Source organism: Homoserinimonas sedimenticola (assembly GCF_026094475.1).
Classification (GTDB): Bacteria; Actinomycetota; Actinomycetes; order Actinomycetales; family Microbacteriaceae; genus Homoserinimonas; species Homoserinimonas sedimenticola.
In genome coordinates this window covers 483,032-499,289 of the sequence record NZ_JAPELL010000001.1, presented here as the reverse complement: position 1 = coordinate 499,289, position 16,258 = coordinate 483,032, and the positions used below count along the sequence as shown (strand labels likewise).

17 protein-coding genes are annotated in these 16,258 nt (G+C 67.3%); 14 read left to right on the top strand and 3 right to left on the bottom strand.

All coding sequences use genetic code 11. The annotated features are described in order from the left end of the window. Position 1: 1 nt before the first annotated feature. On the top strand, positions 2-1,234 hold the full coding sequence (gene hemW, locus OH146_RS02295) for a radical SAM family heme chaperone HemW (RefSeq protein WP_265156976.1): 1,233 nt from the start codon (positions 2-4) through the stop codon (positions 1,232-1,234). Between the two features lie 29 nt (positions 1,235-1,263). Here the strand turns inward: hemW and OH146_RS02290 are convergent, their stop codons facing one another. Together OH146_RS02290 and OH146_RS02285 are read right to left on the bottom strand one after the other, a co-directional pair. Continuing rightward, entirely contained in the window at positions 1,264-1,680 is a 417-nt protein-coding gene (locus tag OH146_RS02290) for a DUF4870 domain-containing protein (RefSeq protein ID WP_265156974.1), read from the bottom strand. 78 nt (positions 1,681-1,758) lie between these two features. Then, the gene (locus OH146_RS02285) at positions 1,759-2,157 is read right to left on the bottom strand and encodes a DUF4870 domain-containing protein (protein WP_265156972.1); all 399 of its coding nucleotides are present in this window, start codon (positions 2,155-2,157) and stop codon (positions 1,759-1,761) included. A gap of 186 nt (positions 2,158-2,343) precedes the next feature. On the opposite strand from OH146_RS02285, the gene hrcA reads away from it, so the two are divergent. From hrcA to OH146_RS02225, 12 genes are all read left to right on the top strand, one after another. Beyond that, positions 2,344-3,363 (top strand): heat-inducible transcriptional repressor HrcA, encoded by a 1,020-nt coding sequence (hrcA, locus tag OH146_RS02280; protein WP_265156970.1) that lies wholly within the window; start codon positions 2,344-2,346, stop codon positions 3,361-3,363. Positions 3,364-3,386: 23 nt separating this feature from the next. After that, positions 3,387-4,490, top strand: a complete 1,104-nt coding sequence (gene dnaJ / locus OH146_RS02275; protein ID WP_265156968.1) for a molecular chaperone DnaJ — start codon at positions 3,387-3,389, stop codon at positions 4,488-4,490. A 7-nt stretch (positions 4,491-4,497) separates the two neighbouring features. Then, a complete protein-coding gene (locus tag OH146_RS02270) occupies positions 4,498-5,241 on the top strand; it encodes a 16S rRNA (uracil(1498)-N(3))-methyltransferase (protein WP_265156966.1) in 744 nt (247 codons plus the stop codon). Between the two features lie 37 nt (positions 5,242-5,278). Then, a complete protein-coding gene (locus tag OH146_RS02265) occupies positions 5,279-5,650 on the top strand; it encodes an HIT domain-containing protein (protein ID WP_265156965.1) in 372 nt (123 codons plus the stop codon). After that, positions 5,640-6,659, top strand: a complete 1,020-nt coding sequence (locus OH146_RS02260; RefSeq protein WP_265156963.1) for a PhoH family protein — start codon at positions 5,640-5,642, stop codon at positions 6,657-6,659. Before OH146_RS02265 ends, OH146_RS02260 begins: the two co-directional genes overlap by 11 nt. Next, the gene (gene ybeY, locus OH146_RS02255) at positions 6,656-7,120 is read left to right on the top strand and encodes an rRNA maturation RNase YbeY (RefSeq protein ID WP_265156961.1); all 465 of its coding nucleotides are present in this window, start codon (positions 6,656-6,658) and stop codon (positions 7,118-7,120) included. Before OH146_RS02260 ends, ybeY begins: the two co-directional genes overlap by 4 nt. A gap of 43 nt (positions 7,121-7,163) precedes the next feature. Continuing rightward, the gene (locus tag OH146_RS02250; RefSeq protein ID WP_265156959.1) at positions 7,164-8,471 is read left to right on the top strand and encodes a hemolysin family protein; all 1,308 of its coding nucleotides are present in this window, start codon (positions 7,164-7,166) and stop codon (positions 8,469-8,471) included. Next, a complete protein-coding gene (gene era / locus OH146_RS02245) occupies positions 8,468-9,376 on the top strand; it encodes a GTPase Era (RefSeq protein ID WP_265156957.1) in 909 nt (302 codons plus the stop codon). The genes OH146_RS02250 and era overlap by 4 nt, the downstream gene beginning before the upstream one ends. 84 nt (positions 9,377-9,460) lie before the next feature. Beyond that, a complete protein-coding gene (locus tag OH146_RS02240; RefSeq protein WP_265156955.1) occupies positions 9,461-10,678 on the top strand; it encodes a sensor histidine kinase in 1,218 nt (405 codons plus the stop codon). After that, positions 10,671-11,339 carry a response regulator gene (locus tag OH146_RS02235; protein WP_372508447.1) on the top strand — a complete coding sequence of 223 codons (669 nt, stop codon included), beginning with the start codon at positions 10,671-10,673 and terminating at the stop codon, positions 11,337-11,339. Before OH146_RS02240 ends, OH146_RS02235 begins: the two co-directional genes overlap by 8 nt. Before the next feature lie 80 nt (positions 11,340-11,419). Next, positions 11,420-12,181, top strand: a complete 762-nt coding sequence (locus OH146_RS02230) for an ABC transporter ATP-binding protein (RefSeq protein ID WP_265156953.1) — start codon at positions 11,420-11,422, stop codon at positions 12,179-12,181. Then, positions 12,178-13,575 carry an ABC transporter permease gene (locus OH146_RS02225; RefSeq protein WP_265156951.1) on the top strand — a complete coding sequence of 466 codons (1,398 nt, stop codon included), beginning with the start codon at positions 12,178-12,180 and terminating at the stop codon, positions 13,573-13,575. Before OH146_RS02230 ends, OH146_RS02225 begins: the two co-directional genes overlap by 4 nt. Positions 13,576-13,622: 47 nt before the next feature. Here the strand turns inward: OH146_RS02225 and OH146_RS02220 are convergent, their stop codons facing one another. Then, a complete protein-coding gene (locus OH146_RS02220; RefSeq protein WP_265156949.1) occupies positions 13,623-14,243 on the bottom strand; it encodes a hypothetical protein in 621 nt (206 codons plus the stop codon). Between the two features lie 227 nt (positions 14,244-14,470). Between OH146_RS02220 and leuA the strand changes: the two genes are divergently transcribed. Beyond that, positions 14,471-16,240, top strand: a complete 1,770-nt coding sequence (leuA, locus tag OH146_RS02215; protein ID WP_265156947.1) for a 2-isopropylmalate synthase — start codon at positions 14,471-14,473, stop codon at positions 16,238-16,240. The last annotated feature ends 18 nt before the right edge of the window (positions 16,241-16,258 follow it).

The window sequence follows — 16,258 nt, the reverse complement described above, 5'->3', positions numbered from 1 at the left end:
CATGCCCTCTTCTCTGCCGATCGCTGATCCGGCGCCGCTCGACGGTGCCCTGCCTGCTCACGTCGCTGCCGACGCAGAGGACCGCGACTTCGGCGTGTACCTCCACGTGCCGTTCTGCCGCGTGCGCTGCGGCTATTGCGACTTCAACACCTATACGGCGGAGGAACTGCGGGGGGTGCACCGCCGCGACTACGCGGGCCAGGCGGCATCCGAGGTTGCCTTCGCTGCCGAGGTACTAGGCGCCGCCGGGGTGCCTTCGAGGCCGGTCTCGACCGTCTTTTTCGGCGGTGGCACGCCCACCCTGCTGCCGGCATCCGATCTCGTCCACATGCTCGCCGCCGTGCGTGAGCAGTGGGGACTTGCCGCGGGTGCGGAGGTGACGACGGAGGCGAACCCCGACTCGGTCGACACCGAGTATCTCGCTCAGCTGGCCGAGGCGGGCTTCACACGGGTCTCCTTCGGCATGCAGTCGGCCGTGCCCCACGTGCTCGAGACGCTCGAGCGCACACACGACCCCTCGCGGATCCCGCTCGTCGTGGAGTGGGCGCGAGAAGCGGGTCTCGACGTGAGTCTCGACCTCATCTATGGCACGCCGGGGGAGACCCTCGACGACTGGCGACGCTCTCTCGAGCACGCGATCGCGCAGCAGCCCGACCACGTGTCGGCCTATGCCCTCATTGTCGAAGACGGGACCAAGCTCGCCCGTCAGATTCGACGCGGCGAGGTCGCGGAGCCCGATGACGACCTCCAGGCCGACATGTACGAGATGGCGGATGCCGTGCTCGCCTCGGCAGGCTACGAATGGTACGAGGTCAGCAACTGGGCGAGACCCACGGATGCTGCGGACCATCGCAGCCGGCACAACCTCGCCTACTGGCGCGGCCAGGACTGGTGGGGCATCGGCCCGGGCGCGCACAGCCACGTCGGGGGTGTGCGCTGGTGGAACGTCAAGCACCCGGCCGCCTACGCCGATCGGGTGCTCGCCGGCCACTCGCCCGCCGCAGGCCGGGAGACCTTGGACGACGCTACACGCACCCTCGAACGGGTATTGCTCGGCGCGCGCATCCGCGACGGTCTCCGGGTTGAGGAGCTAACGGAGCACGGCCGCCTCGCGGTCGCAGGTCTCATCGCGGACGGGCTCGTCGAAGCACGCGCCGCGATCGGTGGGTCCCTCGTCCTTACGCTGAAGGGTCGCCTGCTGGCGGACGCCGTGGTGCGCCGACTTCTCGACTGAACCGCGCGCATCCCGCCTGTCGAAGACACCTACCGCTTGATGAAATCGATCGTCAGCGGATACGTGTAGTACACGCCCTGGTTCGCCTTGACGGCGGCGATGATCATGAAGATCGTCGCCACGATGGGCAGGAGGAAGACGAGGTATACGAGACCGAAGCTCAGCCCGAAGGTCACGAATGCGAGGGGGATCGCGATGATGAGCAGCAGGACTGTCGCCGCAACCGCGTAGATCGTGTATGAGATCTGGAAGTTGAGCGCGACACGCGTGTGATCGCGCACGAAGGGGCCGCGATCCTTGAGCACGAGGTAGCCGACGAGGGCAGGGATGAAGCCGAAGAAGATGCCGCCAATGTGTACGAGGGTCGCCCAGAGCTTCTCGTCGGCGGGGCTCATGGGCTGCGGAGTCGAGTACTGGCCGGGTGGCGGCGGGGCGGCATTCGTCATACGGCCATTAAAGCAAGGCACGGAGCAAACGACGAGGGCCGGGATGTATTATCCCGGCCCTCGTGATGCGTTGCGGCGCTACTTGATGAGGCGCAGCGCGAAGGGGTAGCGGTAGGCGATGCCGTCCTTCGCCTTCGTGAAGCCCTGGATGCAGAAGACGATCGTGAGCACCCATAGCGCCAAGGGAAGAATCCAGCCAATGAGCATCCAGATTCCGAAGGTCACGGCGGTGAGCACGGCGTTGATGATCTGGATGGCGATGTGCGCGATCGTCACCGTGATCTGGAAGTTCAGTGACTCCTTGCCCTCCTGATTGGTGAAGCTGCCGCGGTCCTTGAAGACGAGCCAGATGATGAGCGGCGGAATGATCCAGAGGATGCCGCCGAGGTGAGCGAAGGAGGCCCACTGGCGGTCGTCCGCCTCGCTGAGCGGTGCAGCGGCCGCGGGTGCTGCGGGGGGAGGAGTCTGGTCAGTCATGGTGTGCCTTTCGACGGGCGCGGTGCGCCATTGCGGGTCGGGAGAGCGCGGGCCGAAAAGTGAGGGCAGCGCAAGCACTGCATAACCTAGTGCCCCGCGCGAGCGCGCCGCAATGATCGCGGCCCCGGCGCGTCGCGTAGAATTGGCAGTCACAGTGTCGGAGTGCCAAGCGTGGAGGTGGTGCGGATGGTCTCTGATCGCGGACTCGAAGTGCTCCGCGTCATCGTGCAGGACTATGTGGCGTCGCGGGAGCCGGTCGGCTCGAAGTCAATCGTAGAACGTCATTCCTTCGGGGTGTCGGCGGCGACGATCCGCAGTGACATGGCCCAGCTCGAGGAGGAGGAGCTGATCACGGCTCCCCACACGTCGTCGGGCCGGGTGCCCACTGACAAGGGCTACCGTCTCTTCGTCAACCAGCTCGCCGACCTGCGGCCGCTCTCTCCCGCTCAGCGGCATGCGATCGAGGCTTTCCTAGGCGAGTCGAGCGACCTCGATGATGTGCTCGCCCGCACGGTTCGCCTGCTCTCGCAGCTCACGCACCAGGTCGCACTCGTGCAGTACCCGACACTCGGCCGCTCGCGCGTGCGACATGTCGAACTCGTCCCGCTCAGCGACACCCGACTCATGACGGTCCTCATTACGGACACGGGCCGGGTGGAACAGCGCATCGTCGAAGTTCCTGTCATCGATGAGGAGTTCCTTGCCGAGCTGCGGGCCCGCATCAACACCGAGATCGCGGGTCTCGGACTACAGGATGCTTCGGCTCACCTCGCTGCCCTCGCCGAGTCCTTCGAGCCGCACCGTCGCCCCGTCGTCGAGGTGGTGGCGGGCATCCTCGATGAGCAGGTCATGGCGAGCCGGCACGACAAGCTCGTGATGGCCGGCGCGGCCAATCTGGCGCGCACGGAGGGGGATTTCAGCGGCAGCATCTATCCTGTCCTGGAGGCGATCGAGGAGCAGGTGACCCTGCTGAAGCTCTTCAGCGAGATGGAGCACGAGATGGGCGCCATCGCGGTGCGCATCGGGCGAGAGAACGAGCCCTTCGGCCTCGGTGAGGCCTCCGTCTTGAGCTCGGGTTACACGGGCGCGAGCGGCGAGGTGGCGCGCGTCGGCGTGCTTGGCCCCACCCGCATGGACTATTCGAGCAACATGACGGCGGTGCGCGCGGTCGCACGATACCTGTCGAAGCTCTTGAGTGAGAACTGACCCAGAAGTGACGAGGAACTGCATTGGCTGACCACTACGAAGTGCTCGGGGTCGAGCGCACGGCGACCCCCGAGGAGATCAAGAAGGCCTATCGGCGCCTCGCCCGTGAGTTGCACCCCGATGTCAATCCCGGCCCTGACGCCGCGGATCGCTTCAAGGATGTGACCCACGCCTATGACGTGCTGTCGGATCCGAAGCGCAAGCAGGAGTACGACCTGGGCGACCAGGCAGGCTTCGGCGGTGGCTTCGGCGGCGGCTTCGGCGACATCTTCGAGACGTTCTTCGGCGGTGGCGGCGGGGGCACCCGCCCGCCGCGCTCGCGCACCGAGCGGGGGCAGGATGCGCTCATTCGCCTCGAGGTCGAGCTTGCCGATGTGATCTTCGGCACGAGCCGCGAGGTCGAGGTCGACACGGCTGTCGTCTGCAAGACGTGCGGCGGCACCTGCTGCGAGCCGGGCACGGATGTCACGACCTGCGACATCTGCGGCGGCTCCGGGCTCATTCAGCGCTCCGTGCGCAGCCTCCTCGGCAATGTCATGACGTCGAGCCCGTGTGGCACGTGCCGCGGCTACGGCACGACGATCCCGCACCCGTGCCAGACGTGCTCGGGGCAGGGCCGCGTGCGGGCGCGCCGCAAGATCCCCGTCGACATCCCCGCCGGTGTCGACACGGGCCTTCGCCTGCAGATGCCCGGCCAGGGCGAGGTGGGCCAGGGCGGCGGCCCCAGCGGTGACCTCTACCTCGAGATCAAGGTGCGGCACCACGATGTCTTCAGCCGCAATGGCGACGATCTGCTGGCGACGCTGGAAGTGCAGATGACGGATGCCGTGCTCGGCACGACAGCCATGTTCGAGTCGCTCGATGGGCCGGTCGAGGTCGAGATCAAGCCTGGCACGCAGAGCGCCGAGGTCATCACGGTCAAGGACCGCGGGATCACGCATCTCCGCGGCTCAGGACGCGGCGATCTCAAGGTCGGGGTGCAGGTGCTGACGCCCACCAAGCTCAACGGCAAGGCGAAGGATCTCATCCACGAGCTCGCGCGAGTGCAGAACGCGGTGCCGCCTCACCTGTCGCAGTTCCAGCAGGGCCTGTTCCAGAAGCTGCGCGACCGCTTCCTCAACCTCTAGGGGTTTCGTGGCGCACTTCTACCTCGCCGAGGGCCTCGCCGATTCGGAGATGGGGGCGATCGTCGTCCTCGAGGGGGCCGAGGCCAAGCACGCGGTGTCGGTGAGTCGCATCCGTGTGGGCGAGAGCCTGTCGATCGGCAACGGCGCGGGACTCGTCGTCACGGGCGACGTGGTGGAGGCGGAACCCGCCCGACTCGCGCTTCGGGTCGACGGCGTGTCGCGGCATCCGTCGCCCTCGCCGACCATCACGCTCGCGCAGGCCCTCGCGAAGGGCGGGCGCGACGAGTCCGCCGTGCAGGCGGCGACGGAGCTGGGTGTCGATGCTGTGGTGCCGTGGGCGGCGCAGCGATCGATCGCACGCTGGGATGCGTTGAAACGGGCGAAGGGTCGCGAGCGCTGGCAGGCCATCATGCGGGAGGCGAGCAAGCAGTCGATGCGGCCGCATCTTCCCGTCGTGCATGAGCTCGAGACGACACGTGAGATCGCTGACCGCACCCGCTCGTCACTCGTGCTCGTGCTCGAGCCGAGTGCCACAACCGACCTGACCGCCATCGACTTCGATTCGGTCGACTATGCGGGGCGCGATGTCGTGCTCGTAGTGGGGCCCGAGGGGGGAGTCGCGCCGCAGGAAATCGAGCTCCTCGCGGCGGAGGGCGCCGTACCCGTTCGTCTCGGGGCGGGGATCATGCGCACGAGCACGGCCGGCCCTGCCGCGATCGCCGTGCTGAACGCCCGGCTCGGGCGTTGGTAGCCTGCGTGGGCAGCGGGTTTGCGCGTAGGCTGGTGTCATGACTGGATCCGCCTCACCGTCGATCTTCACGCGTATCATCGACCGCGAGATCCCTGCCGACATCGTCTTCGAGAGCGAGTCCCTGATTGCGATCCGTGACATCGCTCCCCAGGCTCCCGTGCACCTGCTCGTGATCCCGAAGACACCGCAGTACCGGGATGTCGTAGAGCTGGCCGCAGGCGACCCGGGGCTGCTCGCCGAGGTCATCGCGACCGCCAAGTCGCTGGCCGATGAGCACTGCGGAGGGGAATTCCGGCTCGTCTTCAACACGGGGGAGTCCGCCGGACAAACCGTCTTTCATGTTCACGCCCACGTGCTCGGGGAGGGCGAGGGCACTCAGACCCTGACGGAACAGACCCTTGGCGACTGACGACACGAGCGGCGGCGAGACGACGCGCCGCGAGGTACTCCAGGTTGATGGGGTCGCCATGGTGCGGCTTCTCGGGCCTCAGGACAGGCTCCTGCGCACGATCGAGGCGCAGTACCCACTCGTCGAGGTACACGTCCGAGGAAACGAGGTCGCCCTCGAGGGGCCAGACGACGACGTGCGCGCGGCCCGCTCACTCGTCGAGGAGCTGGTGGCGCTCATCCGTGAGGACCACGTCCTCGACGTCAGCGACGTTTCGGAGTCGGCGCGCATCCTCGCGAGCGACGGTGGTGCCCGACCAGCCGACGTTTTGGGACAGGTCATTCTCACGAGTCGCGGCAAGAGCATCCGCCCCAAGACCGCGGGACAGCGCGCCTATGTCGATGCGATCGACGAGAACACGGTTGTGTTCGGCATCGGGCCGGCGGGCACAGGCAAGACGTACCTCGCGATGGCGAAGGCCGTGCAGGCTCTCCAGCGTAAAGAGGTCGAGCGCATCATCCTGACCCGTCCCGCGGTCGAGGCGGGAGAGCGTCTCGGCTTCCTACCAGGAACCCTCACGGACAAGATCGACCCTTACCTGCGCCCCCTCTACGACGCCCTCAACGAGATGATGGACCCGGAAGTCGTCGTCAAGCTGCTCGCAATCGGCACGATCGAGGTCGCCCCGCTCGCCTATATGCGCGGTCGCACGCTCAACAACTCCTTCGTGATCCTGGATGAGGCGCAGAACACGACGCCTGAGCAGATGAAGATGTTCCTCACTCGTCTCGGTTTCGAGTCGAAGATGGTCGTGACGGGCGACATCACGCAGATGGACCTGCCGACGGGCGCGAGCGGACTCAAGCTCGTGACACGAGTGCTCGATGACATCGACGAGATTCACTTCGCGACCCTCACGAGCGACGACGTCGTGCGACACTCGCTCGTGGGTCGCATCGTCGACGCGTACACACGCTACGACGCCGAGCAGCAGCGCAAGGACTACGAGAGACGAGGGCGCTCCCGGTGAGCATCGAGATCAACAACGAGTCGGCCATCGTCGTCGACGAAGCGGCGCTGCAGCGTCTCGCGACCTACGCCCTCGACGAGCTGCATGTGCATCCCGACGCGGATCTCTCGATCGTGCTCGTCGACGAGTCAGCGATGGAGCAGCTTCACGTGCAGTGGATGGACGAGCCCGGCCCGACAGACGTGCTGAGCTTCCCCATGGACGAGCTGCGCCCCGGCACGGAAGACGCCATCACGCCGGCAGGGCTACTCGGTGACGTCGTGCTGTGCCCGCAGGTCGCGCAGGTCCAGGCAGAAGCGGCTGGCCACGCGCTCCGCGACGAGCTCCTCATGCTCACGACGCACGGCATCCTCCACCTTCTCGGCTTCGACCACGCCGAGCCGGAGGAGGAGCGGGAGATGTTCGGCCTTCAGCGAGACATCCTCGTCGGCTTCGCGCACGAGGAGCGTCTCCGGTCGTGAGCGACGGTCCGAGTACGCCCAAGCCCGTGGGCGGTGATGGTCGGTGACGATCGTCTTCGTGACGGCCGCCGTGCTGCTCGTCGCCTTTGGCGGCCTGCTCGCCGCCGCCGACGCGGCGCTCGGAGTGCTGTCGCGGAACGACCTGAGCGATCTCGCACAGCGTTCGCGCCGCCCGCGCGCGCTCCTGGCCATCTCGTCGGATGTCGGCGCTCACGTCAACGCCGTCAACTTCATGCGTGTCGTGGCGGAGACGACGGCCGCGGTGCTCGTGACGATGAGCTTCGCCACCCTCTTCGACGAGTGGTGGTGGGCGCTGTTGTGCTCGGCACTCGTGATGATCGTCGCGTCGTTCGTGCTCGTGGGCTCGAGCCCTCGCTCGGTCGGCCGTGAATACGCGACCCCGATCATCCTCTGGACCTCGGGACTCGTGCACGCCCTGCGGGTATTGCTGGGTCCCCTCGCGGCGGCCCTCGTCGCGGTCGGCAACCGCGTCACTCCCGGCCGCCCTCGCACTGTGACCTTCAGCTCGGAGCAGCAGCTGCTCAGCATGGTCGACGAGGCGACCGAGCTCGACGTGCTGGAGGAGCAGGACCGAGAGCTCATTCACTCGATCTTCGACTTCAACCAGACGGTCGTGCGCGAAGTCATGGTGCCCCGCACCGACATGGTCACGATCGACGGCACGGCGGGTATCACGGAGGCGCTCGCGCTCTTCTTCGGCAAGGGAGTCTCGCGCATCCCCGTCACGGGCGAGGATGTCGACGAGGTGCTCGGAGTGCTCTACCTCCGCGACGTCGCACGCCTCAGCCACGAACAACCTCTCGGTTTCGACAGCATCGCGGTCGCGGAGATCGCGCGGCCCGCGCTCTTCGTGCCCGAGTCGCAGAAGGCCGACGACCTGCTGCGCCAGATGCAGCTCGAGTCGAATCACCTTGCGATGGTCGTCGACGAGTACGGCGGCATCGCGGGGCTCGTCTCACTCGAGGACCTCATCGAGGAACTCGTGGGAGACATCTCCGACGAGTACGACCGCACCCTCCAGGAGGTCAAAGATCTGGGGGAGGGGCGCTTCCGTGTTTCGGCACGGCTTGCAATCGACGAACTCGGCGAGCTCTTCGGCCTCGACCTCGATGACGACGATGTCGACACGGTGGGTGGCCTCCTCACGAAGGGGCTCGGGCGCATCCCGTCGCGGGGCGACACGGCGAGCGTTTCGGGCATCCTGCTCATGGCGGATCGCACCGAGGGGAGGCGCAAGCGCCTCACCACCGTCATCGTCGAGCGCGACCAGACCCTCGCCGACCTGGAATCGGATGGCGAAGACCTTCCCAGCGAGGAGCAACGATCATGACGGACGAACAATCTGCTGCTGCCCACCGTTCCGGCTTCGTGACCTTCGTCGGCCGGCCGAACGTCGGCAAGTCGACCCTCACGAACGCGCTCGTGGGAGAGAAGGTCGCGATCACGAGCACCAAGCCGCAGACCACCCGGCGCGCCATCCGCGGCATCGTGCACAGGTCAGAGGGGCAGCTCGTTCTCGTCGACACCCCGGGGATGCACCGACCGCGAACCCTCCTCGGCGAGCGGCTCAACGCGGTCGTGCAAGACACGCTGGCGGAAGTCGACGTCATCTGTTTCTGTGTCCCGGCCGATGAGAAGGTCGGACCGGGAGACCGTTTCATCAACGAGCAACTCGATGCCTTCCCCCGGGCCAAACGCGTGGCGCTCGTGACCAAGGTCGACACGGCGTCCAAGGCGGCCGTCGCGGAGCAGCTCCTCGCGGTCTCGAATCTGCGCGACTGGGACGCGATCATCCCGGTCTCCGCCCTCACGAACGTGCAGCTCGACGTGCTGGTGAGCGAGCTGATCGCGCTCATGCCGGAGTCGCCGCCCCTCTACCCCGCCGAGTCGGTCACGGAGGAGTCCCTCGACGACCGGATCGCCGAGCTCATCCGCGAGGCGGCCCTCGAGGGTGTGCAGGACGAGCTTCCCCACTCGATCGCCGTCACGGTCGATGACATGGTGGAACGCGAGGACAAGGATCTCGTCGAGATCTACGCCAACGTCTTCGTGGAGCGCGACAGTCAAAAGGGCATCATCATCGGGCACAAGGGCTCCCGCCTGCGGGAGGTCGGCGCAGCAGCTCGCGCCCAGATCGAGCCGCTCGTGGGGTCACCCGTCTATCTCTCCCTCCGGGTCAAGGTTGCGAAGGAGTGGCAGCGAGACCCCAAGCAGCTGGGGCGGCTGGGCTTCTGACACCTCATACATCCCGAGGATGATCTTCGCGCCGCCGACGCGATTTCGGGTCGGTGCGGCGCAGGAACGCCGTAGCGTTGTCGCATGCTTCGCCGTCTGACCCCACGCCAGCTCGCGTTCGACGTGGTGTTCGCGGCGCTCTGCGTTGCCGTTAGGCTCGGCCCCTTCGGCATCTTCGCGCTCAGCGAGGCCTTCGTCGTGCTGTGTATGGGAGCAGCCCTGGCCATGCGTCGGCTCTCCCCGTCCATCGCGCTGGGGCTCGCCTGGTTGGGGGCGCTCGCGCAGATGGCGGCGGGTCTCCCTCCTGACCTATCGAATCTCGCCATCCTGCCCGTGCTCTACGCGACGGCCGCCTACGGTGCGACGAGGGTCAAGTGGATCGGGCTCGCCTCCGCTGGCGCCGGCGCCCTCGTCGCCACGGCCTACCTCTTCTTCCTCCCTGTCGTCATGTCCGTCTCGCCGGCCGCCATCGCGGTGGGCGACCTGCCCGTCACGATCGTGGGGCTGCTGCTCACGCTCGCCGGCTTCACCGCCGTCTTCGGGCTGAGCTGGACACTCGGACTGCTTGCCCGCACCAGGGCGGCTGCCCGCGCCAGCCGCGAGGCGCAGGCGCGTGCCGAGCAGGAGGAACGCCAGGCGCGTCAACTCGCGATCATCGAACAGGAGCGCAACCGTATCGCCCGTGACATGCACGACGTCGTTGCGCATTCGCTCGCGGTTGTGATCGCTCAGGCGGACGGTGCACGCTACGCCATCGGGGGCGATCCGGATGCAGCATCCGAAGCCCTCGCAACGATCTCGACGACGGCGAGAGACGCCCTCGCCGATGTTCGTGTCCTCCTCACCCAGCTGCGCCATAGCCAGGGGGAGGGGCCGCAACCGGGGCTTGACGATCTCGAGAGACTCGTCGCGCAGGTGCGTGCGTCGGGGCTCAGGATTCGGGAGGACACGGCGGGGGAGCCGAGGCAGCTCGGAACCGCCCAACAGCTCGCGGTCTATCGCATCGTGCAGGAGGCCCTCACGAACGCGCTCCGCCACGGTGACGCGGCGCAGGAGGTCACGCTCGCTCTCGACTGGGGCGCCGAAGCGGTCGCGATCCGGGTCTCGAGCGCGCTTCGCGCGGGGGAGCAGCCGGTGCAGGCGAGCCTGGGGCACGGCCTCGCCGGGATGCGCGAGCGGGCCCAACTGGTCGGCGGTCGACTTGCGGCAGAGCCGCGTGACGGGCGCTTCTGCGTCGACGCCCGCATCCCCTTCACCCCTGAACCTTCGACGCCCACCCGGGAAGGGACCACACGTGACTGACCGCATTACCGTCGCCCTCGTCGACGACCAGGCGCTCTTCCGGGCGGGCATCCGAATGCTCATCTCCTCACAGGCCGACCTCGAGTTCGTGGGCGAGGCCGGCGATGGGGCGGAAGGGGCCGCTCTCGTGGCGGCGCGCCGCCCCGACGTTGTGCTCATGGACATCCGGATGCCCGTTATGGATGGCATCGAGGCGACGGCCCGCATCGTGAGCGACGCCGAGGAGCAGGGCGTTGTCGCACCCAAGGTCATCGTGCTCACGACCTTCGACCTCGATGAGGCCGCGACGCGCGCGATCCGCGCGGGGGCGAGTGGATTCCTGCTGAAAGACGCGGAGCCGGAGTTCCTGCTTGCGGCGATCCGTACGGTGCACTCGGGGAACGCAGTGATCGCGGCATCCGCGACCCGAGAGCTCTTCGAACACTTCGGGGCCGCACCCGCAGCTCCCCAGGAGCCGCCGGCGTTCGGAACCCTGACGGAGCGGGAACGCGAGATCTTCGCCCTCGCGGCCCGGGGCCTCAGCAACGCAGAGATCGCGCGCCAGGAGTATCTGAGCGAGGCGACGGTCAAAACCCATGTGAGCCGGATCCTCGCAAAGCTCTCGCTCCGCGACCGCGTGCAACTGGTCGTTTTCGCCTACGAGCACGGCCTCGCGGTGTAGGGCGAATCATCCTGCGGATGTAGCGGAAGACGACATCCGGCCGACGCGGGGCCGCGGGGCGGCTCAATAGCGTCGAAGCCATGACATTCCTCAACTCCGACGCGGGACTCGTGGCGCGCGTCTCCCACCTCACCAAGTCCTACGGCGCCGGATCGAACGCCGTGACCGCCCTCGACGGCGTCTCGATCGGGATCCGTGCGGGCGAGTTCACCGCGATCATGGGCCCGAGCGGCTCCGGCAAATCAACCCTCATGCACATCATGGCCGGCCTCGACACCCCAAGCTCCGGCCGGGCCTGGCTGGGCGACACCGAGATCACCTCGCTCGGCGACACAGAGCTGACCGTGCTTCGCCGCCGGCGCGTGGGTTTCGTCTTCCAGGCCTTCAACCTCGTGCCCACCCTCGATATCGCGGGCAACATCCAGCTGCCCTTCGAGCTCGACGGGCGGATGCCCGGCCCCGAGCAGCGCGAATGGATCGACAGGCTCGTGGAATCACTCGGTCTCGGCCACCGCCTCAACCATCGGCCCCACGAACTCTCCGGCGGCCAGCAGCAGCGGGTCGCGATCGCGCGAGCGCTCGCCACCCGGCCCGACCTCGTCGTCGCCGACGAGCCGACGGGGAACCTCGACTCGCGCACCGGGCGGGAAGTGCTCGCACTCCTCTCCGCGGCATCCGCCGACTACGGCCAGAGCATTGCCATGGTGACGCACGACCCCATCGCGGCAAGCCACGCCGACCGCATCCTCTTCCTCGCCGACGGCCGGGTCGTTGAGGAGCGCGGGCGATCCAGCGCCGAGGAGATCAGCGCGTTCATGCTCTCGATGGAGAGTGCGGCGTGAAGGGGCCGAAGCGGGATCACGTCGCGAGCCTCGTCGTCACCGCGCTCAGTGCCGCCTTCGGAGTCGGGCTCATCCAGGCGACGGCGATCCTCGCCACCGTCATTTCCGCCGACGACATCGCCTCCCGCAGCAGCGTCCAGCTCGCTCTCGCCATGGTCGCCGCCGTCTTCATCATGATCGCGGTCTATGTCGGATCGATCGTCACGGCCAACACCTTCGCGACCATCATCGCGGGGCGCACCCGCACGATTGCGCTCGTCCGCCTGATCGGCGCGACAGCCGCAGCGCAGCGGAGGGCGGTCGCGAAAGAGGGACTGGCGGTCGGGCTTCTCGGCAGCGCCCTCGGCGCCGTAGCGGGAGTGCTGCTCTCCGCCGGTGGGATACGCCTCGCCGCAGCATCCGGTCTCGTCCCTCAGCTCGACTACCCCGTGGTCGACCCGCTCATCGTGCTCCCCGCAGTCATCGTCGTGCTCTCGACCTGGGCGGCGTCATGGGTCGGCTCTCGTCGAGTGCTGGAGGTGTCGCCCATGCAGGCGACCGGTGCTGCTGTTGAGGCTCCCCGCGAGGTCGTGCTGCGGCGCCCGGTGCGCAACGCGATCGCCGGTATCCTGGGCGTCGGCGGTGCCGTCATCCTTGCGGCAGGCGTCGCGCTCGGGCTTGTCTCGCCGTTCGGCTTCCTCGTCGCGTTCCTCGGAGGCATCACCTCCTTCAGCGGCATCGTGCTGGCCGCGCACATCGTGATCCCGCCGATCCTACGCGCGGCAGGACGCATACTCGGAGCCGGCGCCCCCGCGAGGCTCGCCGCCGAGAGCGGCCTGCGGCACCCCGAGCGCAGCGCCCGCACAGCGATCGGCCTCGTCATCGGGGTGACGCTCGTCACGACGTTCGCTGTCGCGACGCAGGGTTACCTCGACATGATCACCCGCTCCCAGGCGGAGTCGCCCGAATCCTACGGCGGGGGTGTCGATGAACTCCTCGTCGTCACGGTCGGCATCTTCAGCGCTCTCATCGGCTTCAGCGCCGTGACGGCCGCCTTCGGCATGATCAACACGCTCTCACTGAGCGTGCTGCAGCGTTCCCGCGAACTCGGGCTCCTGCGCGCCCTCGGCTTCACCTCACGACAGGTGCGGTCCATGATCGTTGCCGAGAGCATCCAGCTGACCGTCGCCGGTGTTGGCTTCGGGGTCGTGCTCGGCGTCGTCTACGGCTGGGCCGGTGCGCAATCACTTCTCGGAGCGATCGAGGGCAGCCCCGGGCTCGTGTGGCCCTCGGTGCCCTGGATGCTCGTGCTCGCGGTCATCCTCGGCGCGGCCATCATTACGCTGCTGGCAGCGCAGTTCCCCGCGAGGCGGGCAACACGCGTGAGCCCGGTCGCGGCCCTCGCAGTGGACTAGGCCAGGGGGCGGGGGTCGCCAGACGCGGCGCCTCCGCCCCCCCGGCCTCACTCGACGGGCTTCAGCTGGGGGCGCACGACAACGACATCCTCGCCGTAGCGCTCGTTGAACTCCTCCTGCAGCGAGCCGTCATCGTGCACGACCTCGACGAAGAGGTAGCCGTTCTGGGGGTAGGCGCCCAGAATGTCGGGCTCGTCCGCCAGTTCCGCCTGAATCTCGGCGAGCTCCGCCTCGCTCGCCTCACCCGGGTTCTCCGGGTCCGTGTAGGGGTCGTCGGGCACCATCGGGTCATAGAGGGCGAGCATGATGGGCGGCTCGGTCAGCGTCAGCTGCTCGCCATCCCACGTGCCCTGAACCGCGTACGTTCCCCAGGTGGTGCCGTTCGCCGTCTCCTCGCCGTCGACCTCGTCCCAGTCCCAACCGACGATCTCGGGGCCGCCGCAGTCTGGCGGGTAGATCATCGTGATGGGGCCGAGGCAGATCTGCACGGTCGAACCGGGCTTCTCGATCACGGTGCCCTGTCCGATTACTTCACTGCCCGTGGCATCCGATTCGGTGATGTCCATGATGTCTCCGGGGTCGGCGGGATCCGCGCCGCACGCCGTCAGCACGAGTGCCGCGCCGAGGACGGCGAAGAGGGTGCCCCCGCGAGTACCTAGTGTTCTCATGCCTCCAGTCTGGGCGGCGGGTGCACACGTCACCACCCAACGTTTTCGGGATTCAGGTCGTCTGCACGGTCGGCCCGCGGAACCTCTCGCTGGGGGTGCTACGCTGGAGGTGTGTTGTTTGGTCTGCTTCTCCTTAGCTGCCGCGACGAGTCCTAGTTACCAGGCCTCCCTCGTCGCGGTGTTTGTCGTCGGCTGATCCGGATCACGCGAGAGAGAACCCAAAGACAATGAAGAACAACCAGACGCCGTCGGCGATGCCGATCCACCGGTACCGTCCCTTCCACGAGATGATCGCGGTCGACCTGCCTGACCGCACGTGGCCCACAAAGCGCATCACTCAAGCGCCGCGGTGGTGTGCCGTGGATCTGCGCGATGGCAACCAGGCGCTCATCGACCCCATGAGCCCCGAGCGCAAGCGCATCATGTTCGAACTGCTCGTCAAGATGGGCTACAAGGAGATCGAGGTGGGCTTCCCCTCGGCCAGCCAGACCGACTTTGACTTCGTGCGCACGCTCATCGAAGAAGACCTCATCCCCGACGACGTCACCATCCAGGTGCTGACGCAGGCGCGCGAGGCCCTCATCACCCGTACCTACGAGTCGCTGAAGGGTGCGAAGCGGGCCATCGTGCACCTCTACAACTCCACGAGCATCCTGCAGCGGGATGTCGTCTTCCGCACCGACCGACAGGGCATCATCGACATCGCTCTCGAGGGTGCGCGCCTCTGTCGGGCGGCGGAGCTCATCGCCGAGGGCACCGAAATCTTCTACGAGTACTCGCCCGAGAGCTACACGGGCACCGAGCTCGAGTTCGCGGTCGATGTTTGCAACCAGGTACTCGAGGTGCTCGAGCCCACTCCCGAGCGCAAGGTCATCATCAACCTCCCGGCGACGGTGGAGATGGCAACACCGAATGTCTACGCCGACTCGATCGAGTGGATGTCGCGGCACCTGAACCACCGTGAGAACGTGATCCTCAGCCTGCACCCGCACAACGACCGGGGCACAGCTGTCGCCGCGGCCGAGCTGGGCTACATGGCGGGAGCCGACCGCATCGAGGGATGCCTCTTCGGCAACGGCGAGCGCACGGGCAACGTTGACCTCGTCGCTCTCGGCATCAACCTGTTCACGCAGGGCATCGACCCGCAGATCGACTTCAGCAACCTCGACGAGATCAAGCGCACGGCCGAGTACTGCAACCAGCTGCCGGTGCCGGAGCGCAGCCCCTGGGCGGGCGACCTCGTCTACACCGCCTTCAGCGGGTCGCACCAGGACGCGATCAAGAAGGGTTTCGAGGCGATGGCGGCGGAGGCATCCGCCAAGGGTGTCTCGGTGGACGAGCTCGAGTGGGCCGTGCCCTACCTGCCGGTCGACCCGAAGGATCTTGGGCGCACCTATGAGGCTGTCATCCGCGTGAATTCTCAATCGGGCAAGGGTGGCGTCGCGTACCTGCTCAAGACTGACCATGCGCTCGACCTGCCCCGCAAGCTGCAGATCGAGTTCTCGGGTGTCGTGCAGGCGCGCACCGATGCTGAGGGCGGTGAGGTCACGAGCGACGAGATCTGGGCGATCTTCAGCGACGAGTATCTGCCCGCGCTCGAGCAGGAGCAGAAGTGGGGTCACTTCGAGATCAAGCAGACCCGCACCTCGAGCGATTTGGAGGGTGACGTTTCCCTTCACGTTCGGCTGCGGGTCGGTGACGAGATCGAAGAGGTCGACGCGACGGGCAATGGCCCCATCGCGGCGTTCCTCAACGTGCTCCGCGAGCGCGGAGGCATTGACGTCTCCCTCTACGACTACCAGGAGCACGCCATGAGTGCGGGCGGCGATGCTCTCGCCGCGTCCTACGTCGAGCTGAGCGTCAACGGTCGCACTCTTTGGGGCGTCGGCATCGACGCGGACATCTCAACGGCGTCGCTGAAGGCGATCGTCTCGGCGGTCAACCGCGCGCTCCGGGCGGAGACGGGAAGTCGCGGCGGGGTGCTCGCCGCCGTCTGACGGCGGGTAATGCCCTCC